The 22,968-nt window shown below is 62.9% G+C and carries 26 protein-coding genes; 11 read left to right on the forward strand and 15 right to left on the reverse strand.

Annotated elements, in window-relative coordinates:
- Positions 1-30: 30 nt before the first annotated feature.
- From VNQ78_RS16530 to VNQ78_RS16540, 3 genes are read right to left on the reverse strand one after another with little or no spacing between them, the layout of a single operon-like run.
- Complete coding sequence (locus tag VNQ78_RS16530) at positions 31-996, reverse strand: NrtA/SsuA/CpmA family ABC transporter substrate-binding protein (protein WP_325691779.1); 966 nt, start codon at positions 994-996, stop codon at positions 31-33.
- A complete protein-coding gene (locus VNQ78_RS16535; RefSeq protein ID WP_325691781.1) occupies positions 993-1,751 on the reverse strand; it encodes an ABC transporter ATP-binding protein in 759 nt (252 codons plus the stop codon). The genes VNQ78_RS16530 and VNQ78_RS16535 overlap by 4 nt, the downstream gene beginning before the upstream one ends.
- The gene (locus VNQ78_RS16540) at positions 1,744-2,520 is read right to left on the reverse strand and encodes an ABC transporter permease (RefSeq protein WP_325691783.1); all 777 of its coding nucleotides are present in this window, start codon (positions 2,518-2,520) and stop codon (positions 1,744-1,746) included. Before VNQ78_RS16540 ends, VNQ78_RS16535 begins: the two co-directional genes overlap by 8 nt.
- A gap of 85 nt (positions 2,521-2,605) precedes the next feature.
- On the opposite strand from VNQ78_RS16540, the gene VNQ78_RS16545 reads away from it, so the two are divergent.
- Together VNQ78_RS16545 and VNQ78_RS16550 are read left to right on the forward strand one after the other, a co-directional pair.
- Positions 2,606-3,208: a hypothetical protein gene (locus tag VNQ78_RS16545; RefSeq protein WP_325691785.1), complete on the forward strand. Its 603-nt coding sequence runs from the start codon at positions 2,606-2,608 to the stop codon at positions 3,206-3,208.
- Positions 3,199-3,801: a hypothetical protein gene (locus VNQ78_RS16550; RefSeq protein WP_325691787.1), complete on the forward strand. Its 603-nt coding sequence runs from the start codon at positions 3,199-3,201 to the stop codon at positions 3,799-3,801. Before VNQ78_RS16545 ends, VNQ78_RS16550 begins: the two co-directional genes overlap by 10 nt.
- 154 nt (positions 3,802-3,955) lie before the next feature.
- Here VNQ78_RS16550 and VNQ78_RS16555 read toward each other — a convergent pair whose 3' ends face one another.
- The 11 genes from VNQ78_RS16555 to VNQ78_RS16610 all read right to left on the reverse strand — a co-directional run bounded on the left by VNQ78_RS16555 (position 3,956) and on the right by VNQ78_RS16610 (position 13,413).
- Positions 3,956-4,354 carry a PIN domain-containing protein gene (locus tag VNQ78_RS16555; protein WP_325691789.1) on the reverse strand — a complete coding sequence of 133 codons (399 nt, stop codon included), beginning with the start codon at positions 4,352-4,354 and terminating at the stop codon, positions 3,956-3,958.
- On the reverse strand, positions 4,344-4,571 hold the full coding sequence (locus VNQ78_RS16560) for an AbrB/MazE/SpoVT family DNA-binding domain-containing protein (protein WP_325691791.1): 228 nt from the start codon (positions 4,569-4,571) through the stop codon (positions 4,344-4,346). The genes VNQ78_RS16555 and VNQ78_RS16560 overlap by 11 nt, the downstream gene beginning before the upstream one ends.
- Before the next feature lie 291 nt (positions 4,572-4,862).
- Positions 4,863-5,363 carry an N-acetyltransferase gene (locus VNQ78_RS16570; protein ID WP_325691793.1) on the reverse strand — a complete coding sequence of 167 codons (501 nt, stop codon included), beginning with the start codon at positions 5,361-5,363 and terminating at the stop codon, positions 4,863-4,865.
- A gap of 1 nt (position 5,364) precedes the next feature.
- A complete protein-coding gene (locus tag VNQ78_RS16575; protein ID WP_325691795.1) occupies positions 5,365-5,628 on the reverse strand; it encodes a YjhX family toxin in 264 nt (87 codons plus the stop codon).
- Between the two features lie 485 nt (positions 5,629-6,113).
- Positions 6,114-7,355: an aminopeptidase gene (locus tag VNQ78_RS16580; RefSeq protein WP_325691797.1), complete on the reverse strand. Its 1,242-nt coding sequence runs from the start codon at positions 7,353-7,355 to the stop codon at positions 6,114-6,116.
- Between the two features lie 259 nt (positions 7,356-7,614).
- Positions 7,615-8,271, reverse strand: coding sequence for a flavin reductase family protein (locus tag VNQ78_RS16585; RefSeq protein WP_325691799.1), 657 nt, complete (start codon positions 8,269-8,271; stop codon positions 7,615-7,617).
- Positions 8,268-9,680 carry a Xaa-Pro peptidase family protein gene (locus VNQ78_RS16590; protein ID WP_325691801.1) on the reverse strand — a complete coding sequence of 471 codons (1,413 nt, stop codon included), beginning with the start codon at positions 9,678-9,680 and terminating at the stop codon, positions 8,268-8,270. The genes VNQ78_RS16585 and VNQ78_RS16590 overlap by 4 nt, the downstream gene beginning before the upstream one ends.
- A complete protein-coding gene (locus tag VNQ78_RS16595) occupies positions 9,677-10,483 on the reverse strand; it encodes an ABC transporter permease (RefSeq protein WP_325691803.1) in 807 nt (268 codons plus the stop codon). The genes VNQ78_RS16590 and VNQ78_RS16595 overlap by 4 nt, the downstream gene beginning before the upstream one ends.
- Positions 10,476-11,306, reverse strand: coding sequence for an ABC transporter permease (locus VNQ78_RS16600; RefSeq protein ID WP_325691805.1), 831 nt, complete (start codon positions 11,304-11,306; stop codon positions 10,476-10,478). The genes VNQ78_RS16595 and VNQ78_RS16600 overlap by 8 nt, the downstream gene beginning before the upstream one ends.
- Before the next feature lie 15 nt (positions 11,307-11,321).
- Positions 11,322-12,350, reverse strand: coding sequence for an ABC transporter substrate-binding protein (locus VNQ78_RS16605; protein ID WP_325691807.1), 1,029 nt, complete (start codon positions 12,348-12,350; stop codon positions 11,322-11,324).
- A gap of 1 nt (position 12,351) precedes the next feature.
- Positions 12,352-13,413 (reverse strand): ABC transporter ATP-binding protein, encoded by a 1,062-nt coding sequence (locus tag VNQ78_RS16610; RefSeq protein WP_325691810.1) that lies wholly within the window; start codon positions 13,411-13,413, stop codon positions 12,352-12,354.
- A gap of 131 nt (positions 13,414-13,544) precedes the next feature.
- Here VNQ78_RS16610 and VNQ78_RS16615 point away from each other — a divergent pair, with 131 nt between their 5' ends.
- Entirely contained in the window at positions 13,545-14,342 is a 798-nt protein-coding gene (locus VNQ78_RS16615) for a GntR family transcriptional regulator (RefSeq protein WP_325691812.1), read from the forward strand.
- A 273-nt stretch (positions 14,343-14,615) separates the two neighbouring features.
- On the forward strand, positions 14,616-15,749 hold the full coding sequence (locus VNQ78_RS16620) for a sugar phosphate isomerase/epimerase family protein (protein ID WP_325691814.1): 1,134 nt from the start codon (positions 14,616-14,618) through the stop codon (positions 15,747-15,749).
- Positions 15,750-15,911: 162 nt separating this feature from the next.
- On the opposite strand, the gene VNQ78_RS16625 is transcribed toward VNQ78_RS16620, so the two are convergent.
- Complete coding sequence (locus tag VNQ78_RS16625; RefSeq protein WP_325691867.1) at positions 15,912-16,589, reverse strand: FadR/GntR family transcriptional regulator; 678 nt, start codon at positions 16,587-16,589, stop codon at positions 15,912-15,914.
- A gap of 99 nt (positions 16,590-16,688) precedes the next feature.
- Between VNQ78_RS16625 and VNQ78_RS16630 the strand changes: the two genes are divergently transcribed.
- The 7 genes from VNQ78_RS16630 (at position 16,689) to VNQ78_RS16660 (ending at position 22,967) form a co-directional block, all read left to right on the forward strand.
- Positions 16,689-17,795: an ABC transporter substrate-binding protein gene (locus VNQ78_RS16630; protein ID WP_325691816.1), complete on the forward strand. Its 1,107-nt coding sequence runs from the start codon at positions 16,689-16,691 to the stop codon at positions 17,793-17,795.
- Between the two features lies 1 nt (position 17,796).
- Positions 17,797-18,621 (forward strand): ABC transporter permease, encoded by an 825-nt coding sequence (locus VNQ78_RS16635; protein ID WP_325691818.1) that lies wholly within the window; start codon positions 17,797-17,799, stop codon positions 18,619-18,621.
- 1 nt (position 18,622) lies between these two features.
- The gene (locus VNQ78_RS16640) at positions 18,623-19,432 is read left to right on the forward strand and encodes an ABC transporter ATP-binding protein (protein ID WP_325691820.1); all 810 of its coding nucleotides are present in this window, start codon (positions 18,623-18,625) and stop codon (positions 19,430-19,432) included.
- A 6-nt stretch (positions 19,433-19,438) separates the two neighbouring features.
- A complete protein-coding gene (locus VNQ78_RS16645) occupies positions 19,439-20,191 on the forward strand; it encodes an ABC transporter permease (protein WP_325691822.1) in 753 nt (250 codons plus the stop codon).
- Positions 20,191-20,901, forward strand: coding sequence for a fumarylacetoacetate hydrolase family protein (locus VNQ78_RS16650; RefSeq protein WP_325691824.1), 711 nt, complete (start codon positions 20,191-20,193; stop codon positions 20,899-20,901). The genes VNQ78_RS16645 and VNQ78_RS16650 overlap by 1 nt, the downstream gene beginning before the upstream one ends.
- Before the next feature lie 493 nt (positions 20,902-21,394).
- Positions 21,395-22,282, forward strand: a complete 888-nt coding sequence (locus tag VNQ78_RS16655) for a glutamine amidotransferase family protein (protein WP_325691826.1) — start codon at positions 21,395-21,397, stop codon at positions 22,280-22,282.
- 1 nt (position 22,283) lies between these two features.
- Positions 22,284-22,967, forward strand: coding sequence for a protein GlxC (locus tag VNQ78_RS16660; RefSeq protein ID WP_325691828.1), 684 nt, complete (start codon positions 22,284-22,286; stop codon positions 22,965-22,967).
- Position 22,968: the final 1 nt, after the last annotated feature.

The following is a 22,968-nucleotide window of genomic DNA, read 5'->3' on the forward strand; positions in this document are numbered from 1 at the left end:
GGCCGACTTTGCGGCCCCGCCCGGATGGGTTCACTTGATGTCGAAGGCCGAGGGCAGGATCAGATCGTCCTTGATGTCGATCTTGCGACCGGCTTCCAGCATCCCGGCCTCGATCATGAAGTCCTGGTCGGCGGCGAGGTTGTCGATATCCTGCTGCGTCATGGCCGGGGTGAAGTCGTAAAGCGCGAATTGCTTGCGCGCCTCCTCGATCGAGATGCCCTGATCCTCGGCGGCGAGTTGCAGGGCCTCGTCCTCATGGTCGCGGATGAAGTCCAGCGCCTTCAGGTGGGCCTCGAAATAGGCGGCGATCAGGTCCGGGTTCTGCTCGGCAAAGGCCTTGCTGGAGCCGATGACGGTGGTGGGGGCGATCAGCCCCTCGCCGTCGATGATCGCGCGGCCGCCGGCGGCCTCGACCTGAATGGCATTCGCCCCGGCCAGCGTCGCCGCATCGACCTGACCGGCCAGCAGCGCCGCGCGGGCGGTCGGCAGGTCCATGTTCAGGTATTCGATATCGTCAAGCGTCATGCCCTCGGCGGCGAGGCTCGCGGCAAGAAGCTGGTTCAGCACGGTGCCCTTCGGCCCCGCGACCTTCTTGCCCTTCAGCGATTTCACATCCTCGACCCCGTCCTTGCCGGTCATGATGAAATAGGCCTTGGGCGAGCGCGCATAGGCCCCGATCACCGTCACATCCGCGCCATTCGCACGGGCTAGGATGGCCGAGGTTCCGCCAAGGACCGAGGCGATCTGCAACTCGCCCGCCGCGATGGCCTGCGTCTGGGCCGCGCCCGAGGTGATCTCGGGATGGGTCAGGGTCACGCCCTTGGCCGCGAAGGCCTCGTCCAGAAAGCCCTTCTTGCGCATCACGATCGAGGGCACGTTGAAGGGCGAGGTCACATAGGAGATCGCGACCTTCTTCGTATCGGCCATGGCCGGCGCGGCGGCCATCGTTCCCAGCGCGACCGAAAGCGCGACTGCGAGGGAGGTGAGGATTTTCATGCTGTCGTCCTTTTCAGGGTAGCCACCCGATCCGGCAAGGCGGTGCGGGCAAATAATTGATCCAGCAGCCTTTGGCGGGCTGCGTTGACGGCTGGCTCGGCCCCGTCGCGGGGATAACTGGCCTCCAGTGCGAATTTCAGGGCGAACCGCCCCTCTTCCAGCACCAGAATGGATTGTCCAAGGCGCAGGGCCTCTTCGATGTCATGGGTGACGAAGACGATGGTGGTGCCGGTCTCTCTCCAGATCTGCACCAGCTCGTCCTGCATCTGCTTGCGGGTGAAGGCGTCGAGGGCGCCGAACGGCTCGTCCATCAGCAAGAGGCCGGGGCGGCTGACCAGCGCCCGGGCGATCGCCACGCGCTGCGCCATCCCGCCCGACAATTGGTCCGGCCATGCCCTTGCCACCCGCGCAAGACCCACCGTCCGAAGCATGGCCGCGACGCGCGCGGCCAGTTCATCCGCCGCCACGCGCCCCTTGATGAGAAAGCCCACATTCTCCTCGACCGAGAGCCAGGGCATCAGGCGCGGTTCCTGAAAAACGACCCCGACCTTGTCGCCGGTAAGGTCGATCCTGCCGTGATCCGGCGTCTCCAGCCCGGCGATCAGGCGCAGCAGGGTCGACTTGCCGCAGCCCGACCGGCCGAGGATCACATGAAACCCGCCTTGGGACAGGGTCAGGTCCACATCCTGCAGGACGGTTTTCCGGCTGCCATCGGGCAGCGGGTAGCCATGGGTGATCCGGCGCAGCTCAGCCATTGCGAAGCTCCAGATCCTGCCTGATCCACGGCATGCGCCAGCGGACCAGGGCCTTCAGCCCGGCATCGGCGGCAAGGCCGATCGCGCCGATCACCAGAATACCGACCATGACGATATCGGTGCGCGCCAGATCCTGCGCGTCGAGGATCATGTAGCCAAGCCCGGCCGAGGAGGCGATCAGCTCTGCCCCGACCAGCGCGCGCCAGCCATGGCCAAGACCCAGTCGCAGGCCGATGACGATGGCCGGCAGGGCGGCGGGCAGGGCGATGCGGCGCAAAAGCTCGCGGCGGGGGAAGCCCGCGGCATGACCGACCTCGATCAGCCGGGGATCGACCTGGGCAAAGCCGCCGCGAAAGCCGAGGAAGATCGGAAAGAAGCAGGCAAGGACGATGATGCCGACCTTCTGCGCCTCGCCTATGCCCAACCACAGCATGATCAGCGGCATCAAAGCCAGCGGCGGGATCTGGCGCAGGAACTCGAGCGGCGGATCCGCCAGCGCCGCGAACACGCGCGAGGCGGCCATCATCAGGCTGAGCGCCAGCGCGAGGACGATCGCGAGGGCATAGCCCATCAGCACCCGCAGGATCGAGATGCCGGTATGGTCCGCCAGCTTGCCATTGCCGACCAGCCCCACGAAGCCTTTCCAGACGTCAAGCGGGGATGGCAGCAGGAAGGGGCTGACCAGACCCATGGCCGAGGAACCCGCCCAGAGGCCGAACAATCCGGCAAAGACCAGGACCGCGAGGGAGAATCGCTTGGAATCATTCATGCCCCCAAGTAGTTGATTCAAACACTGTGGTATAGGGGGCCAGCCATGAGGTTTCGTGAGGCCCCCGCGATCTCTCGAGGTTCTCGTGGATGTTATCTGGCTGAACTGCGGCGCCGAGCCTCTGTCGCCTGTGATCCCGACCCATCCGCGCGTCCGGGTCGTCGACCAGTTCCGGCTGACAGCCGGGGATCTTGGCGCGGTCTCGGGTCTGGTCAGCGGCACCCTGCTCGATCAGGATGCGATGCTGGTGCTGCGTCCGGCGCTCGAGGCGTTTCTGGATCGCGGCGGGCGCTGGTTCTTCAACGGGCATTTCCTGCGCCCCATGATCGCGGGTATCAAACCCTTCCGCCCGATCCGGCAACCCCGCCGCGCCGATCTGTCGCAGACAAGGCTGGCCCCGCATCCGATCTTCGCCGGGATCGAGATTGCCCAACTCGAGACGAACAAGGGCGTCGCGGGATTCTATGGTCGGGGCTGCAACCCCTTGCCCGAAGGCGCAATTCCCGTGACCGGGCTAGGCGAGGCGCTGGTTCCCGTCGATTGGGTCTGGGCACGGCCGGGCGGTGGCCGGGTGTTTTCCCATGCCGGCAATGACCTTGACCAGTTGGGCCGCGAATGGAACCTCGGCCCCTTGCTGCAAGGGCGCATCATCGACTGGGCGGGCGGAGGGCCTTGCCTATGCGCCTGATCGCGACCTCCTGCGGAACCTATTACCATATCGAAACGCTCGAGGGGCCGCGCTATGCCGCCTGTTTCGACGAGATCATCCGCCCCGAAGAGATCGGCCTGCGGCTGGAACCCGGCGATTGCCTATTCGTGCCCTGCCGCTCGCCCGCGCAGAGGATGATCCCGCAAGCCCCGGCGATCGCCCGGCATCTCGCCCTTGGCGGCACGGTGATCGCGATGGGCGAAAGCGGCTCCGAAACATGGCTGCCCGGCCTGCGCTTCACGCCGCGCCCGACGAACTGGTGGTGGTGGCTGGAGGCCGGCGCGGATCTTGGTGTCCAGATCGAAAACCGCCACCATCCGCTGATGGCCGGGCTGGAAAAGCAGGACGTCACCTGGCATCTGCACGGCCATTTCGACCCACCCGAGGGCTGCGAGGTCCTTCTGCGCGACCGCGACGGGCTTGCGCTTCTCTATATCGACGAGGTCTCGACGCCCGGGCGCATTCTGGTGACCTCGCTTGATCCGGTCTATCATCATGGCAGCCATTTCATGCCCGCGACGACGCGCTTCCTCGATCGCTTTCTGCCTAACCTGCGGCGCTGGCTGGGCTGAGGCGGGCGCTAGACCCGCCCGAAAGGCTGCGCTGCGAAGTTGTTGTTGGGTATGGAGATTGGGCGCTTCGGCGGAGTTCGCATGGAGCCGCCTGCTCCTTGAACCCTTGCGCGGTAGAGAAAATCAACTCCCAGTCCGGGATCGCGGCGCAAGATCACGCCCGGAAGGGATTGACGATCCGAAGCCTGCCTTCGATCAGCTGGCCGTGTTGCAGATCTTCCGTGTAAAGCCGTTCGCACCCGCTGGTCAGTGCCGCTGATACGATCATCGCGTCATATACCGAGAATCCGTATCGTTCACCGATAGCCAGACCGACATCATGAATCCTGACCGAGAGGTCGATCACCTCGCACAGGTCACGCACACCCGCAAGGAAATCGGCTGCCTCCTGCCAGGACATCCGGGCCTTCCTGATGCAATTGACCAGGGCCTCATTCAGCACCTGGACGCTGATCACACCCCCTTCCGCCAGTAAACCGGCGGCCATCTCGGCTTTCGGACCGTCATCGAGCAGGTAGAGGATGATGTTGGTATCGAAGAAATCAGCGCGCATTCGCGTCGTCGCGGCTCATTCTCTCCGAGGCAGGCAGCCGTCCGCGAAATCGGCGCAGATCAGCCAGAACATCCTCGGCCGAAGGTCTACGATGCACAACAAAGCCTTTCTCCGCCGGATGCAACTCGACCTCATCACCGGCCTTCAGCCCCAGTTCGCGCACAAGCTCCGCGGGCAGCCGGACAGCCAGCGAGTTTCCCCATTTCGCGATCTGCATGATTCACTGCCCCCACAAAGGATATACATCAATGAAATGTATATCCTTTCTCCGCCTGGATCAAGTCTGCCGAAGGGACATCTGAAATTTGGTGGGTCTCGAGCCCCGTCCTTCGAGAAAGAAGAACAACGGGGTGGCTGGACCGATACATCTCTGAAGCCATAGAGGAGGTGCAGAACATCGCCACCGAGCGGCTGTGGACTTACAACAACGCCCCAACATGGGGTGGGATCATCCGGCAAGCGGGATTGCCCGGGCCCTCACAATCGGTTGTGCGGCCCAGGGCTTACGTCAAACCTGCTGCTTCAAATCGAAGGCGGCATGATGGATCAGCTCTCCCGCGGGTTCGCTTGCATCGAACGGAAGGGCCAGAACGAACTGGGGCGGGCAGTCACCCACCCGCAATTGCGGAAAGGCCCTGAACCCGAACCGGCCATAATATCCGGGTTCACCGACCAATGCCGCCCCCTTGCAGCTTTCCCGCAACCGAAGAAGCGCCTCGGCCATGAGGGCGCTGCCGATCCCCTGACCGTGCCGCGAGGGCAGAACGGCAAGCGGACCGATCAGTCCCCAGCCCGGCACGGCCCCGATCCGGGCATTCGACGCGGCCAGATAGCCGATCAGCTCGCCCCCGTCTTCGGCCACCAGGGACAGGCTAAGGGCATTGTCCGCCCTCAGCCTGTCAACGATGGTTGCCTCGGTTCCGGTGGCCTGTGGCAGCAGCTTCATGGCCTCGGTCACGACCTTGCGGATCGCAGAGCGATCGCTGCCGATTTCATTTCGGATCAGCATGTTATGCTCCCTGATTGTCGAGTTGCGCGCGAACCGAAAGGCGTCCGCGTTTCGATATGTGATAGGGACCACCGGACCGGGATTCGATCAGCCGCTTGCGCCGCAACTTGCTGAAGATGGCCATGTCGAAATCGGAAAGGATCATCCCTTCGCGCGTGATACAGGTAACAGCGGTGATCTTGGGACCATCCTCGCGCTCGTGCAGGATACGGCCACCAAGAGCCAGAACGTGCAGCGCACGTTGTTCATTTCTTGAGATATTCATGGAAGTCTCGTGTGTTAGACGTGAAAAAACGCCCTTGCGCAAATGCACCCGGCGGCTTCGGTTTCACGCGGCTCTCTGAAATTCAGAGAGCCTTATCACACAAGCTCTGACATCCAGTCTCCGTTGTCCGGGCGACGACCCCTGCCGTCACCCGACGGATAAGATAGGCAATGCAGAGACGGATCTCAACCCGGCAGAGTGGCATCCACGCGAGACTCGAACGAGGCTCTCATCTTTACCCCACAGCAAGTCGCTCGGAGTCGGGACACCGATCCGATGACGCTTCGCCGCTGCACGGTCGAGCACCCCTTCGGCACGATCAAGGTCTGGATGGGAAAACATGCGCGCCGAAATGGCCCTGAACGTTCTGGCTCTGCGATCAAACGGCACTCGCCAGACGGTTTTGACACACCCCCGGCCGTTCGCTCGCTGAACACTGCCGCGGCAACTAGGTCATCCCGGTCGAGCCGTTGCTGCAAGGCGCGTCACCGCGCCCATTCGCCCTTGCGGAAGACCGGGACGCGGGTGCCATCGGCGTGGATGCCGTCGATATCGGTGTCGGGTCCACCGATCATCCAGTCGACATGGATCATCGAACTGTTGCCGCCTTGCGCTGCGATCTGTTCGGGCGAAAGCGAGGCACCCTCGAGGAAGCACTTGGAATAGCATTGCCCCATCGCGATGTGGCAGGCCGCATTTTCGTCGAACAATGTGTTGTAGAACAGCAGCCCCGTCCGCGAGATCGGCGAACTGAAGGGGACCAGCGCGACCTCGCCCAGGCGACGGCCGCCCTCGTCGCTGTCGATCATGTTGAGAAGCACTGTCTCGCCCTTGCTCGAACGCGCCTCGACCGCGCGGCCGGCCTCGAAGCGCATCTCGATATCCTCGATCAGCGCGCCGTTATAGGAGAGGGGCTTGGTTGCCCGCACGGTGCCACTGACGCGATGGGCATGCGGCGTGGTGAAGACCTCTTCGGTCGGGATATTCGGATTGCAGGTGACGCCATTCTGCGCGACCGAGGCGCCGCCATGCCATTCATGGCCATCTGCCAGCCCGACCATCAGGTCGGTGCCCGGCCCGGTGAAATGCAGCGCGTCGAAGCGTTCGTCGTTCAGCCAGGCCGACCGCGCCCGCAAGGCAGCGTTATGCGCCGCCCAGGCCGCGACCGGATCGTCATTCGTCACGCGCGAGGCCGCGAAGATTGCCTCGGCCAGCTTCAGCACGGCCTCGTCTTCGGGCAGATCGGGAAAGACCTGCCGGGCCCAGCCGACCGTCGGATAGGCGGCAATGGTCCAGTTGATCGCGAAATTCGCGATCTTCTCGAGCGCGGGCTTATAGGCCATCGAATTTGCCTTGTTGGCGCGCGAGACCTTGGCCGGATCTTCGGCGGCAAGCGCCATCGGATCGGCGCCGGCGATCGCCATGCGCGCCGCGCCGCCCTCGAAAGCCTGCGCCATGCTGCGGTAAAGCCAGTCCGGCGCGCGCTCGAAGCTTGCATCCTGACCATGTCGGAACCGGGCGCGGGCAATGTCGTCATCCGACAAGAGCGGCGTAACGAGACCGGCCCCCGCACGATAGGCACTCGCAGCGATTTCGCGGACCAAGGGCAGCGCCTCGACCGGCGCGGTCAGGACCAGATCCTGGCCCGGCTGCAGATTGAGGCCGACCCGCACCGCAACATCGGCAAGCCGGGCAAGAAGGACGGGATCGGGTGCGCATTCGGTCATGGTGGCTCCTTGGTCAGGCTGCCCGTCATGGTCGGGCTGACTGGCAACCTGCCGATTACCACGACAAGATCAAGAGCGACGTCATGGCAGCGCCCTGCCCTTGCCGCGATGTTCTTGCGCGACCCTCCTGCGGCCCGGCTCGGATGACCGAGGCGGTTGCGGCACGCTTTCCTCGGGGTTGGTGGTGGCCGTAGCCGCGAAAGCGCCGCAGCACCGACACGGTCGGCGGCGAGGTCCGGCATCCCCGGTGCTTTCCTCACTATCGCGTGGTCAGGCAAGCGCTGTTCCTTGCCATGAACTCCTCGACCGTGGGGGTGACACGTTCAAACTGGTCCAACTGACGCGCATAGAGGTGCCCGCCAAGGCGCCCCACGGCGTCGATGCCAATCTGATCGACATGCAGCGTGGCGGGATCAATCAGCGTCTCGCGCACGAACATGCGCTTCACCTCGCCCAGAACGATCACGCGCGCGGGGGTCAGCGGAACGGTTTGCAGCAAACGGCACTCGAACGCTGCGGGGGCGGCCAGGATGCGCGGACTGCGCACCGTCTCGCCCGGCGCGGTTTTCAGGCCGGCGATCTTCAACTCGTCCACGTCCGGCGCGAACTTGATCGAGCAGATCTCCATCTGTTCCACCAGAGCGTGGTCAGAGATGTGGACGGTAAATTCGCCGGTCGCAAGGATGTTGGCCGCCGTATCCTTGGGCCTGCCGCAGGGCTTGTATTCAATGCCCACCGCCATGATCGCTGGATCATGTGTCAGGATGTTGAAAAAGCTGAATGATCCCGCGTTCGGGATGCCGTCCTGCGACACCGTGGTGATCAGCGCGATCGGGCGCGGGATGACCGTGCCGATCAGCAGCTTGTAACGCTCTTTCGGGGTCAGGGCGGCAAAGTCAAAGGACAGGCTGTTCATGCGGCGATCCTGTGTGTCTCAAGGGGGGTGTGGCGCGACAGGTTCTCGAACCCGTCTTCGGTCACGACATACATGTCGCCGATATTGCAGCCGGCGCTTTGCGGCTCGAGCCATTGGGTGTGCAGCACGAAGACCATGCCTTCCTCCAGCCGGTCGTAATTGTGGGATGCGATATTGAAGGCGTTCTGCCCGCCCGCCATCCCGACCGAATGGCCAAGATTGGGGTTATGCGGCCCGAAGGTCGCGGGATAGAGGTGCATAAGCTGGCGGCCCTGCGCTTCATAATCCGGGTCGGGGACGTATTGGCGCGTGATCTCTCGCGGCCCGCCATCTTCGCCGCTGGCCCAGTTATAGGGCATGGTGCGCGCCTCGGCGTCCTTCAGCAGGCCCGCCTCGACATAGCTGTCGAAGGCCGCGTTGTTCAGGTCGCGGATCAGCGTGCCGGGGCGGATCAGCTTTTCCGCCGCCTTCACACCGCGGATGCAGGTCTCCAGCACCAGCTCCTGCCGCGCAGTCAGATCACCGAAGGCGAACATGCGGGCCGTTTGCGCGGTATATCCCTGATAGGTCACGTTCGAAACGTAGAGATTGGCGAGATCCCCCTTGCGCATCACGCGACCATAGGGCTTGCCGCAATGGGTGCCCCATTCGTTCGCGCCGATCTGGTATCCGTCGCCGGTTTCGCCCCCGCGTGCCATCTGGGCCATCGTGAAAGCGGCATAGATCTCGTAATCCGTGACGCCGGGGCGGGCGACGTGATAGGCGGCCTGCGTGGCCACGCTGATCAGCTGGGCGGCGGTGCGGAACTGGGCGATTTCGGCCACGGTGCGGTTGCGCTGCATCCGTTCCAGAATGCCGTGCCGGTCCGAGAACCGCGCTGCGGGCATCGCGGTCACAAGCGCCGCCCGGAACGCGGCAGAGCGTTTGTCGCCGATGAATCCGATGCTGCCGCGCAAGGCGCCAATTTCGGTCAGACGGGCGACGGTGGCCTCGACGGTCTTTGCGGCGCTGTCACCGGGGATGTCGGCATATTCGCGGCCCACCGCCCCGATCTGAAGGATGCGGTCAATGCCGACGGGTTCCCCTCCGGGGGGCAGGATGACGGATTGGGTGAAGAAGGACAGCAGCACCGGCTCCTTGCCTTCGTCCATCGGGATGATCAGCACCCCCTCGCGCATCCAGTCGCACAGATAACGCAGATAGGGATGTGCCGCATGGAACCAACCCACGCTGTCGCAATGCACCACCACGGCATCGAGGCCCGCCGAAACCGCCTCGCGCTTCAGCTTGCGCATGCGTTCGCCATATTCGGACGGCGGGATCGGCATGGCGGGCCGGAAATCGAAATCCGGTTGGAAGTCACCCAGAAGACGCTCTATCGGGGCGCGGGCTGCGGTATGGGCGTTCATCGGAGATCCTTTCGGCCGGCAAAACGTTGGATGGTGACAAGAAGGAGGGCGGCCGCGAGGATCAGAAGGCCGGACACGGCGGCCACGCGCCCGTCGAGGCTTTCCTCCAGCATGGAAAACAGGCGCAGGGGCAGCATCGTCCGCCCGGGTTCGCCCAGAAACAACGTGACCGAGACGTTATCCAGAGACTGCATGAACACGAGAAACGCGCCCGCGACGATGCCCGGTGCAATGCCGGGCAGGCTGACGCGAAGAAACGTTCGCAGGCGGGATGCGCCCAAGGTCGATGAGGCCTCCTCCAGCGCGGGGTTCATGCGCTGCGCCAACCCAAGGACGGTGCGGAACATCAGCGGTGCAAAGACCGCGCTGTGCCCGATCAGCACCGCCCAGAACGAAGGCCCCAGCCCCAGCAGGCTGAGCGCCAGAAGCGCGGCCAGAGCATAGACAAGGCTCGGCAGCACCAGCGGCGCCAGCAGGACCGGCTCCACCGTTCCGGCAAAGCGGCGGGGCGCTCGGGCCAGCGCAAAGGCTGCTGGCGCGGTGATCAGCGTGACGACCACCACCGTGGCCAGCGCGGTTTCGAACGAGTTGCGGGCGGCGGTGTGGATCGGTTCGGATTGCACCGGATCCAGCAGCGCCTGATACCAGCGCAGCGAGAGCCCCTTGGGCGGAAAGGCCAGCGTGGCCCCGTCGTTGAACGACATGAGCAATGCCAGCAGGATCGGCCCGATCATGTAGCCAAGGACGGCAAACCCGCCGACCCAGACGAAGGCCCAGTAAAGCGCCGTGCGGATATCAGCCATGACCTTGCAGCCTTTCATGACGGGCCAGCATCGTCAGGCCCAGCATGATGATGCCGGTAGAGGCCAGCAGCATGATCGAGATTGCCGCCGCCATCGGCCATTGGAACAGCACTCCGACCTCGCGATAGACGAACTGGGGCAGAAAGATCAGCCGTGCCCCGCCGATAACCGTGTGGGTGACATATGAGGTGGTGGCAGAGGCGAAGACCAGCACCCAGCCCGCCAGCACCGCTGGCACGATCTGCGGAAAGATGGCGCTGAACCATGCACGCCAGCGGCCCGCTCCCAGAACCTCGGCGGCTTCCAGTGTCTTGCGGTCGGCGCGGTTCAGGACGGAAAAGACCGGCAGCAGCAGCAGCGGAAGCTCGATCTGCACCAGTGCCATGATCAGCCCGGTTTCGGTGAAAAGCAGGGAAAAGGGGCGTTCCGTCAGCCCCAGTGCCAGCAACGACTGGCTGATCGGCCCGTTGCGGCCAAGGATCACCACCCACGCGAAGGTGCGTACGACGTTCGAGGTTAGCATCGGTAGCAGCGTGCAGATCAGGATAAACCCGCGCAGCCGCCGGCCGCCATGCCAATACAGCATGACCAGTGGCAGCGACAGGACGCTGACCCAGAAGGTGACCTGCAGCCCCAGCATCAGGGTGCGCGTCAGCACTCCCCGCGCGAAGGGATCGGACAGGAAGGCCGCGAAGTTGCCAAGGCCCCAGCCATTCTCGCCCTCGCGCAGGCTGACGCCGAACAGCACCAGCAGCGGCGACAGAAAGAACAGCACCATAAACAAAATCATGGGCCATGCCAGCAGGGTGTCCTTGCGTATCATTGCGCCCTTCCCGCGTCAGCCGCCGACGACAATGCGGTCGAAGGTGTTCGTCCAGTCCGCGCGATGCTTGTTGATAGCGATCCAGTCGGGATAGACGGCGGCGGCTACCTGCTCGGGCGTGACATATTCCGAGAGAACCGCCGAATAGGGGACGTCAGTATTGGTCGGAAGCATTGCCGTCGGCGCCTCGGCCAGTTGCGCCTGCGCGGCGGCGGAAATCGCGGCGTCCATATAGGCGTAGACGGCATCGGGGTCTTGTGCGCCCTTCACCAGATGGATCGCGACAGGAACCGAAGGCGAACCACTTTCAGGATGCGCGAAATCGCAGGGCATCCCCAGCTCGCGCAGCTTGGCGACATTACCTGTCGAGGCCATGAATACCGCAACCTCTCCTTGCTGATACATGGTCATCTGGTTCGAGCCGGACGTGGCAATGGCCCCGATCCTCGACAGGTGCGATTTGATCAGGTCGAACACCGGCCCCATGTCTTCATAGGTGCCGCCGTAGATCTTGTTGATCTCGGTCCATGCCATCGTGGCGGTGTTCGAGCCAAAGCCGATATAGGCGACCTGCCCGTCATATTGCGGATCCTCGAACAGGGTCTTGTAGCCAGCGGGCTTGTCCACGACCTCGGGGTTGTAAGCGATGCCGTTCACCTCGATCGTCACAAACGGGCCCCATTCGTTCTGGGCGATCGGGCTGAGTTTGTCCCAGTTCTTCAGCTTCGAGGGGTCGATCTTCTCGATCAGACCCGCCTCGATCAGCGTGGCCGTCTGGCCGGGCGACACCAGCAGCGCGTCATAGGGCGGCCGGCCCGGGCTTGCCATCAGCTTGGCGATCTGGTCCTGCGCCAAGGCAGGCGCGACGGTGACGCTCACACCCGATGCGGGCGCGACGATGTTGCGATAGGCGTCCTCCCAGCTGCCGGGGAAGGCTGCGGCAACGACGGTGCCGGAGGCGGCGCGCGCGGGACGGATCAGCGCGGGCGTCGCCAGCGCGGAAAGCGCGGTCAAGGTGAAGGCTCGGCGGGACAGGTTTGCCATGTCAGTGTCCGATCTTGCTGGAGGGGAAAACGTGAAAACAGGAGGTGTCGGGGACCAGCCAGATGGCCCGCCCCCGTTCGGGACGCGCCGAACCATCCCGCGGAATCTGCGCCTTGAAGGCAGTCCCGTCGGCCAGAGTGGCGTCGATCATCAGGAAGCGCCCCATGACGACCGCGCGGTCGAACCGCGCGGCGAAGGCGCCCGGAACGGGGATCAGCGACAGCGTCAGCGTCTCCGGGCGACAGGTCAGGATGACATTGCTGCCCGCGATGAAGTTCACGGGCAGAAAGATTTCCGTCCCGTCCTGCGTCTTAAGGCTACTCGCGCCCGTAACGGCGGCGGGGATGCTGTTCGCATGCCCGATGAAACCGTTGACGAACAGGGTGGCGGGATTGTCGTAGATTTCCTCGGGCGTGCCGACCTGTTCGACGCGCCCCTCGTTCATGACGACAAGCTGTCCGGCGACGGCCTGCGCCTCCTCCTGATCGTGGGTGACCATGATGGTGGTGATGCCCACATCTTCCTGCATCCGCACCAGTTCGGCCTGAAGCTCGGCCCGTAGGGCGCGGTCCAGCGCGCCAAAGGGCTCGTCCATCAAAAGCGCCGAGGGATCGGTCGCCAGCGCGCGCGCCACCGCTACCCGCTGCTGCTGCCCACCCGACATGCTGTGCGGGAAACGGTTCGCGAAAGGCGTCAGGCGCACCAGATCCAGAAACCGCGCGACCCGTGCCTTGCGGTCATCGCGCGGCAGATGAGACAGGCCATAGGCGACGTTCTCGGCCACGGTCATGTGCGAAAACAGGGCGAAATTCTGGAACACCATGCCAAGGCCGCGATGTCGCACCGACATCCGCGTCAGGTCGCGCCCCCTCAGCGATATCGTTCCACTTTCCGGCACGATCAGCCCGGCGATGGCGCGCAGGATTGTGGACTTACCGCAGCCACTGGGGCCAAGGAGCGCGACGACCTTGCCATCCGGCACGTCGAAGGTCACATCATGAAGAACCTGTTTGCCTTCATAACTGTGATCGACGTGGCTGATCTGCAGTCCGGTCTGCGCCATTCTTGTGTCCTGTCGGGTGCGGTTTCCTCGATTCGAGGGATGGCGCTGCGAATTTCGCAAATCAATGCGAATGTATCTTCGAAATATTTCTGACGAACTTTATGCGCATTTGATGTGCATATGTACGGCAAATGCATCTCAGAAGGGCTGAACAGCAACGCGGGCTTGCGTTCGTTTTTTCAGGATCGCATAGATGTGAGGGTATCATCCCAAAGCGAACCGCCATGAAAGAAGACACTGTCCAGACCGACGATATTTCCGAAATCATTTGCGCAACGCTGCGGGCAGCTATCTTCGAAGGCGCCCTGAAGCCCGGCGACAAGTTGAAAGAGGATATCCTGGCCAAGCATTTCGGGACTTCGCGCACGGTGGTGCGGGGGGCACTGTCGATGCTGGCGCAGCAAAGCCTCGCCGAACGGCGCCGCAACCATGGCTCCTTCGTTGCCACCCCGACGCCGAATGAGGCACGAAACCTTCTGGCGACGCGGCGCGTGCTGGAGATGGCGGTGATGGACACCTTGCCTGGCCATGTCGGGGCAAAGGATCTGGACCGGCTGGCGCAGGCCATAAAGCGCGAGAAACAGGTGCATTCCGGCAGCGACACCACCGAGAAGAAGCGGATCGCGGGTAATTTCCACTATCTTCTGGCCGAGTTCGCCGGAAACGAGGTGCTTCGCGCGGTTCTGGAAAACATCCTGACGCGGCTTTCGCTTGTCAACTCGCTCTACGAAAAGTCTTCGGGCTGTTCCTGCGGCACGCCGCATCACGAAGCGATCCTGACGCAGTTGAAGGGCGGCGACTTCGCGGCGGCAAGCAAGGCGATGGCCGTGCATCTGGACGATATCGAGGCCAGCATCTCCTTTGACGGGGCTGCGAATGACGAAGACGACTTTCTCGCCATTCTGGAGCGGATGACAGCCAGGGTGTGATTCTCCCGCTGCGTTTGTAACCCGCCCAAATTTTTACCAATCCAATGCGGTTCCGATCTAACGGGACCGCAAATTCGTCTCGGCATCAGATTTTTGAAAACAAACTTTCGCAATAACTTGCGAACATACTCGATGCCGTTAAGCCTCGTGGAAACATGCCACACGACCGGGGACCACGATGGAGAGGCCTTTCACAGCGATGCTGACCTCGTGCCGGATTGACAATCCGCTGGCAACAGGTCGTCGGCGGTGGTGCATCTGAAGGAGACGATTGTGAAGCTGGGTATAGACTGGCAGAAGCTGCCTGAGGCGACAAAGCGAGGGCCGCTGGCCAGCATTGACCATGTGCGCGAACTGGGACTGGCGGGCATTTTCTTCCCCACCGTCCTCGACATGAGCGCGTCGCTGGACATGGGCCTGCTGCGCGATATCCGCGCCAAGGCGGACGATCTGGGCCTGTATCTCGAGGCGGGCCTTGGCAAGATCAACCCGTATTGCAGCGCCGAAGCGCCCGAGCTTCGCTCCGCAGGCAACGGAGACATCATCGCGGGACTGACACGCATGGTGGAATGTGCGGCGGCTATAGGCTGTCACGAACTTTGGATCTCTCCGGGCAACTTCAAAGGTCAGTTCCCCGGCCGGCTGGCGAATGACCGTTTCCGCACGGACATCGACTGGTCCGACCAGCTGGCCGCGATGGAAAAGGTGATGCACCGTATCGCTCCTGCCCTGCGCGCGCATGGTTCGCACATGAACATGGAAACGCATGACGAGATCACCTCGTTCGAGATCCTGCGCCTGATCGAGGCCGTCGGCGAGGATGTGACCGGAGCGGTCTTCGACACTGCCAACGGCTTGCAGCGGGGCGAACATCCCGTCTGGGCCGCCCGTCGCCTCGCGCCCCATGTCCGCCAGACCCACATCAAAGACGCCTATGTCGCCCGCGCCCGCGGCGGTCTGGACTTTCAGGGCCGCCCCTGCGGCGAAGGCGTCGTGGATTTCGCGGCAATCCTGCCGATCCTTGCAAGGGCCAACCCGGCGCTTAACCTGTCGCTGGAGATTGCGGCATCATGCGTTGAAAAGCCCCGCATCCCGGCCCCCCGCCAATGCATCCAGATCGACGACCCGGTCTGGCGCGCCGCACATCCCGATCTGACGCCCGAGGAATACGAAGCCTACATGGCAATGGTGGACCGTTACGAGGCGCGCATCGCCAGCGGAGAGATCGAGGCATGGGCAGCCTACGAGTCGCGCAACTATGGCTACCCATCCTATCAGCAGCAAAGCTACGGGTTCGAGGAGGCTGTCGCCTATATCTCGAAGTCGGCCGGGCATATTGAACGGGTTTGCGGATCGGCGGATATCGCGATCGAACGCCCGGACCGCGCGGCGCCTTTGATGGTCTGAGCGACCGATCGCAGTCACCCGAACTCCGATCCCCCGACCTCGGGGCGCGGAAGAGCGGAACTAACCAAAATCAGCCCCCGGCAAACCCGGCGCGGTTCCGCTTGCGTTTCGTCCTTTCGGATCGGGTCGCCCACTGCGGTTCGCGTTTTTACCGAGAGGGCTTCAATATCCAAGGCTGTTCCGCAGGTTCTGCTCTACGGTCCGCAGGTGCGCTCTCATCGCATCTGCCGCCGCTTGACCGTCGCGGGCTGCAATGGCTTCCACGATGCGGTCGTGTTGTTCGAAGCTGTGGTGGTCACGCGGCGGGCGGCCGGGATTGTTGCGGGGACGCCCCCAGGTCACGGCACGGCGAACAGTCGTCATTGTATCGAGCAGGCCCAGCAGCAGGGAGTTTTGGGTCGCCTCGCCGATGATACGGTGCAGGCGGTTGTCGTAATGCTCGTATTGCCGCCAGGTCGCTGCCTGCCGGCATTTCTGGGCGCAGGCGCGCAGGTCGTTTATCTGTGAGCCCGTGGCATTCACGGCAGCAAGACGCGCGATTTCCGGTTCAAAGGCAAGGCGTGCCGCCATGACCTCAGTGGGATTGGTTCGCAACACGAGTGCATTGATATCGCTTATGCTTTCAATGGGCCGCTCGCCCACGAACGTGCCCTTGCCGACATGGCGCCAGACGACCCCCTCACCCTGCAGGGTCGCAAGCGCCTTACGCAGGACCGTGCGGCCCATATCGAGCGTTTCGGCCAGTTCTCGTTCAGAGGGCAGGCGGCCGTCCTCGCCAAGATCGGCAGTCTCGAGATAGGCGCGCAGCTTCTCGAGAGGAGTCAAATGAATGTGCTGCATGATCAAACCAATTCTTTCATTGGTTCATAATTTATTAGATAGATCGGATTGTCAACCATAGGCGGGTTGTTAGATTATTTTTCAAACTACTGACATATAATGATAAATCTGAAATCAAAGCGACGGACGGGCAAATTTGTTGACCCAATCCCCGAATCAATGCGAGTATTGGTTCATATTGGGCTTGGAGGAGCCCATTGTGGGGGAGGAGAGAAGATGGGATTGCTTGCTGACGGAATGCGCCCGCGGATCGTTGCTTCTGCTCTGGCTTTGGCCCTGGCCTTGCCGGCTGCAGCGTCTGCCGATCCACTCCGGGTCGCCTTCGGGGATATTGCCACCGTTGAAACCCTCGGGCTGCTCATCGCGATGGAGCGGGCGAAAGAACAGGGCGTCGAGATTGAGCCGACCTTTCTGAAAAGCGAGGACATCGCCGCGCAGGCCGTGGTCAGCGGCCAGGCGGATATCGGTATCGGCGGGCCTTACGCGCTGCTGCAGAAAGTCAAGGCGCCGATCAGGATATTTCTGCAATTGAGCGAATTGCAGATGTATCCGGTCGTCAATACCGAGTTCTATAACGACTGGGCGGATCTGGACGGTCAGGAGATCGCCGTCCATTCGCGCGGCTCGGGAACCGAGGCGATCATGCAGATGATGGCCGACAAGCACGGCATCAAATATTCCAGCGTCGCCTATGTCCCGGGAGCCGAGGTGCGGACCGGTGCGCTGCTGCAGGGCAACGTCAAGGCCACCATCGTGGATTCGTCGGGCAAACGAATTCTTGAGGCCAAGGCGCCCGACAAATTTGCCTTTCTGCCCCTCGACGGTGTTGAGGCCACCGACGAGGCGATGTTTGCCAATACAGAATATCTCGCCAAAAATCCCGAGGAGGTTGCAAAACTCGTGGAGGCTATCGTGACGACATGGCGCGAGATTGCCGCCGATCCCTCCATCGTGGTGAAGCTGCGCGAACAGTATAACCTGCTGCCCGACGCGACGCCCGAGATGCTGGCCGATATCGAACCCTACTATGCCGGGATGAAGGACGCCCTGCCGCTGAATGGCGGCGGCGAGGCAGCGGCGCGCGGCGACTTTGCCTTCTACACCGCCTCGGGCGCGCTTGAGGGTGATCCCGACGATCTGAAGGTCGAGGATTTCTGGGATCTGACCGTTTTGAATGGCGCGCTCGGCAAGATCGGGACGCAGTGAGATGAGCGTCATGTCAGACGATGTGAAAGTGGAGGCCCCCGCGGCCACCACCCGAGAGGCGTTGCGCCTTTTCGCGGAACGGCGCCGGTCCTTCTGGGTCGTCCTCTCGCTTGCGGTCCTGTTTACCGCCTGGGAGATCGCGGGACGCATCCCCATCAGTTTCGCGTTTCCGACCTTCCTCGACACCCTTGCCGCGTTTTTCGAGATGATCGCGGACGGCACGATGATCCGGGCCTTCTTCCTGACGCTCCAACCGCTGGTATTGGGTGTTGCCTTCTCGGCACTTCTGGGAATCACGCTGGGCATCTTCATGGGGCTGTCGGACAGGATGGAATGGCTGCTGGCCCCGGTCTTCATCGTCCTGCAAGCTGCGCCGATGGCAGCGCTCGTGCCGCTGGTGACCTTCGTTTATGGCATCGGGCTGGTCGCCAAGACACTGGCCGTCATCATGCTGGCCTTGCCCGTGATCGTACTGAACTCATACAAGGCGGTGCGGCATGTGAACCCCTCGCTGGTCGACATGTGCCGGTCGTTTCAGGGCACTCGGCGCCAGCAGATCTTCAAAATCATCATCCCCGATGCGTCTCCGGTGCTGTTCGCGGGTCTGCGCCTGGGAGTGGCTGCCGGCTTTATCGGCGTCATGCTGGCCGAACTGCTTATCACCCCCACCGGGATAGGTGACCTGATCACCTATCACCGCTCGGTTGCGAACTATGCCCACATGTATGCTGCCGTCGCCGCCATTATCGCGGCGTCCACCGTGACGCTCGCCCTGCTGCAGTGGTTCGAGACCAATATCATGCGCCCCGAAAAGAGGAGGAGCTGAAATGTCCATCAACACACTCGCGAAGGAACACTTCGATCCCGCCAGCATCGTCACCAACGATCCGGTCGTCCGGGTGGAGGCCATCTCCAAGCACTATGGCAGCGTCGAGGCGTTGCGCAGCATCGACCTGGAGTTCGAGCGCGGCAAGTTGACGACGCTGCTTGGCCCCTCGGGCTGCGGCAAGACCACGCTGCTGAAGATCATTGCCGGACTGGTGCCCGCGACCTCGGGGCAGATCATCGTGAACGGCCGGGCCGTCACTGGTCCCGGACCGGAACGCGCCTTTGTCTTCCAGGATTTCGCGCTGATGCCCTGGGCGACGGTCCTGCGCAATGTCGGCTTTGGGCTTGAATTGAAGGGTATGGCCGCAGCCGAGCGCAACCGCATTGCGCGGCGCTATATCGAGGAGGTCGGGCTGCAGGGCTTCGAGGACAAGTATCCGCATGAGCTGTCGGGCGGGATGCGACAGCGGGTCGGAATCGCCCGCGCCTTCGCGGTGAACGCCGATGTGTTGCTGCTGGACGAGCCCTTCTCTGCCGTGGACGAGCAGAACCGCCGCAAGTTCCAGGAGGATCTGCTGCGATTGGTTGAGATGGAGCGCAAGACCTTCATCTTTGTCACCCACTCGATCGAGGAGGCGGTCTATGTTTCCGATCGGATCGTGCTGCTGTCGCCCCGGCCGGGCCGGGTGTCGAACATCATCGACCCCAGGATCGACCGCACTGCCAACCCCGACGACATCCGGCGCGACCCCGGCTATCTCGACGTGGTCGAGGAGATCTGGCAGGGCCTGCGCCATTATGCGGAGTGAGCGGCCATGACCCTGTTCGGATTTCGCATCCCCATGATGGCCTCGCTGATCCTCTGGGCTCTGGTATGGGAGATCGTCGGCCGACTCGACATCATCTTCCTGATCCCGCCGATGAGCGCGATCATCGCCGCAGGCTTCGACCTGGTGCAGACCAACTCATGGCAGAACGCCACTCTGGTCACGGTCCGGTCCTTCGTGATCGGCATGGCCCTCGCGATTGGCGTCGGCGTACCGCTGGGCGTGATGATGGGTCGGGTGAAGATCATCGACAACATCTTCGGGCTATGGGTGAACATCTTTGTCAGCGCGCCGCTATCGGCACTGGTGCCGGTGCTGATGATCCTGTTCGGGATGGGCGAGGCGACAATCGTTGTGACCGTCTTCCTGTTCGCCGTCTGGATCATCGTCCTCGATGCCCGCGCAGGTGTTATGCAGGTGCCGACATCCTTGGTCGACATGGCGCGGTCCTATGGCGCCTCGCAAACCACGATCATGCTCAAGATCATCCTTGTCTCGGCTTTGCCCGAAATCCTTGCCGGCATCCGCATCGGGGTTATCCGCGGGGTCAAGGGCGTGGTCATCGGCCAGATCCTCGTGGCCGTGATCGGCTATGGCGAACTCTTCGAACTGTATTCCCGCAGCTTCGACATGGAACGGTTCTGGGCACTCACAATGGTTCTCTTCGCCGCGGCAATGGTGCTGTCGGCGATCGTGGAAAACGCAGAAAAACGCATCGAATACTACGCAGGAGCGAGATAATGAACGACATGACCAAACTGGCCAGAGACTACGTCTTCGTACCGGAACCCATCCCGACCATCCCGGTCGCAGGCAGCGACAAGCTGTTCCCCGTGCGCCGTATCTACTGCGTCGGCCGGAATTTCGCTGACCACGCCGTCGAGATGGGCCACGATCCCGACAAGGAGCCGCCCTTCTTCTTCCAGAAGAACCCCGACTCGATCGTTCCACCCGGCGACAATTTTCCCTATCCGACCGAAACCAGTGACGTGCATCACGAGATCGAACTGGTCGTGGCGCTGAAATCCGGCGGCACCGACATCGCGCTGGACAAGGCCCTGGACTGCGTCTTCGGCTATGGCGTCGGGCTCGACATGACCCGGCGCGACCTGCAGGGTCAGGCCAAGAAGATGGGCCGTCCGTGGGAAACCGGCAAGTCATTCGAACACTCGGCTCCCTGTTCGGCCATTCATCCGGTTTCCGAAGTGGGTCATCCTGCGCAGGGGGCCATTCGCGTCGAGGTCAATGGAGAGCTGCGGCAGGAGGGCGACCTGAACCAAATGATTTGGAAAGTGCCCGAAATGATCTCATACCTGTCGCGCCTGTTCGAATTGCGGCCGGGAGACGTGATCTTTGCAGGCACCCCGGCGGGCGTCGGAGCCGTGGTCCGCGGCGACGTGATGACAGGCCTTGTCGAAGGCGTGGACAGCATCACGGTCAAGGTGGTCTGAGATTGCTTTCGCGGCCCCTTTTGGGGGCCGCTTCTTCCTGCCGGGAAAGCGCATGCCTCTGTTCGGGTCGGCGGAAAGCGTGGTGATGCCACCTTCATGTCCGCCAATGCGCTGGACGCCGTCCTCGCTGCGTGACGCGGTCAACCCCTGTTTCGACAATCTGAAGAACCGCCGTCAGTCGGCAACCCGCTCTCCCTTACCGGACCGAAGCGGGCGAACGGCATATGCGCACTGACCGGGCATCGCTGAACCGCGCCAATGCCCCCGCAGGTCCGGAAAACCCGGTCCACTCACCCGCTCTTCCTGAACTCCTTGGCGAAATTGCCCTTTCGGGCGCGGTCCCCGGTCTGCGCCCTATCGGGCGTCGCGCTGGCGCGGAATCGGGCAAACCGGCTTTTCGAAGCCGCGCCTTCCTCCATCTCAATTTTCCTGTTGCGAATTTAACTTTCTTAACGGTTATATGAAGAGACGCAACGCAACACTGGAGACAAGGATGTGCGGCATTGTTGGCCTCTTCCTGAAAAAGGAAGATCTGCGCCCGAAGCTTGGTGATCTTCTGACCGACATGCTGATCACCATGACCGATCGCGGCCCTGATAGCGCCGGGATCGCGATCTATGGCGACCACAGCGGCAAACTGAAGATCACCGTCCAGTCGGATACGCCCGACGAGACCTTCCACGGTCTCGACACCGCGCTGTCCCACGCCCTCGAAGGGCCGGTGTCGATGCGGGTCGTCGACACCCACGCCGTCCTGTCGCTGCCCGAAGGGACCGAGGCCCAGGCCCGCGCCTTCATGGCCGAAAAAGGCATCCGCGTGATGGGGGCCGGCCATTCGATGGAGATTTTTAAGGAGGTCGGCCTGCCCAGGGACGTCGCCTCGCGCTTCCACCTGCGCGACATGGCCGGCAGCCACGGCATCGGCCATACCCGCATGGCGACCGAAAGCGCGGTGACGACGCTGGGCGCGCACCCCTTCTCGACCGGGGCGGACCAGTGCCTGGTTCATAACGGCTCGCTGTCGAACCACAACCAGCTGCGCCGGGAGCTGACGCAAAAGGGCTTCGCCCCGCAGACCCAGAACGATACCGAGGTCGCGGCCTGCTATATCTCGTCGCGTCTGGCCGATGGCGCCAATCTGGGCGAGGCGCTGGAGGGCACGCTGCAGGATCTGGACGGGTTCTTCACCTTCGTCGTGGGCACCAAGAACGGCTTCGGCGTGGTGCGCGACCCGATCGCCTGCAAGCCCGCCGTCATGGCCGAAACCGACGACTACGTCGCTTTCGGTTCCGAATACCGCGCGCTTGCCAATCTTCCGGGGATCGAGACCGCCCGCGTCTGGGAACCCGAACCCGCCACCGTCTATTTCTGGGAACGCTGAGATGCAGACCATCGATCTTGCGGACACGCCGCTGCGCGAACTGAACAGCGCCCTTCAGGCTCAGGCCGCCGCGACCAACCAGACCGCCTGGGTGATCGAGAACCCCAAGGGCGCCCATGCTTTGGCCGTCGGCCTTGACGCCCCGATCGAGGTGACGGTCAAGGGTTCGACCGGCTATTACTGCGCCGGGATGAACAAGCAGGCGACGATCCGCGTGACCGGCTCGGCCGGTCCGGGCGTGGCCGAGAACATGATGTCGGGCACCGTGGTCATCGACGGCGATGCCAGCCAATATGCCGGGGCGACCGGACATGGCGGCCTGCTGGTGATCAAGGGCAATGCCTCGTCCCGCTGCGGGATCTCGATGAAGGGCATCGACATCGTCGTCTTCGGCAATATCGGCCACATGTCGGCCTTCATGGCGCAATCGGGCAATCTGGTGGTGCTGGGCGATGCCGGAGACGCGTTGGGAGATTCGCTTTACGAGGCGCGGCTGTTCGTGCGCGGCTCGGTCAAGTCGCTGGGTTCGGACTGCATCGAAAAGGAAATGCGGCCTGAACATCTGGAGATCCTGCGCGACCTGCTGGAGCGTTCGGGCGCCGACGCCAGGCCCGAGGAATTCAAGCGCTACGGTTCTGCCCGCAAGCTTTACAACTTCCACGTCGATCACGCCGGAGCCTATTGAT

Origin of the sequence: Paracoccus sp. (in: a-proteobacteria) (assembly GCF_035556475.1) — a bacterium.
GTDB lineage: Bacteria > Pseudomonadota > Alphaproteobacteria > Rhodobacterales > Rhodobacteraceae > Paracoccus.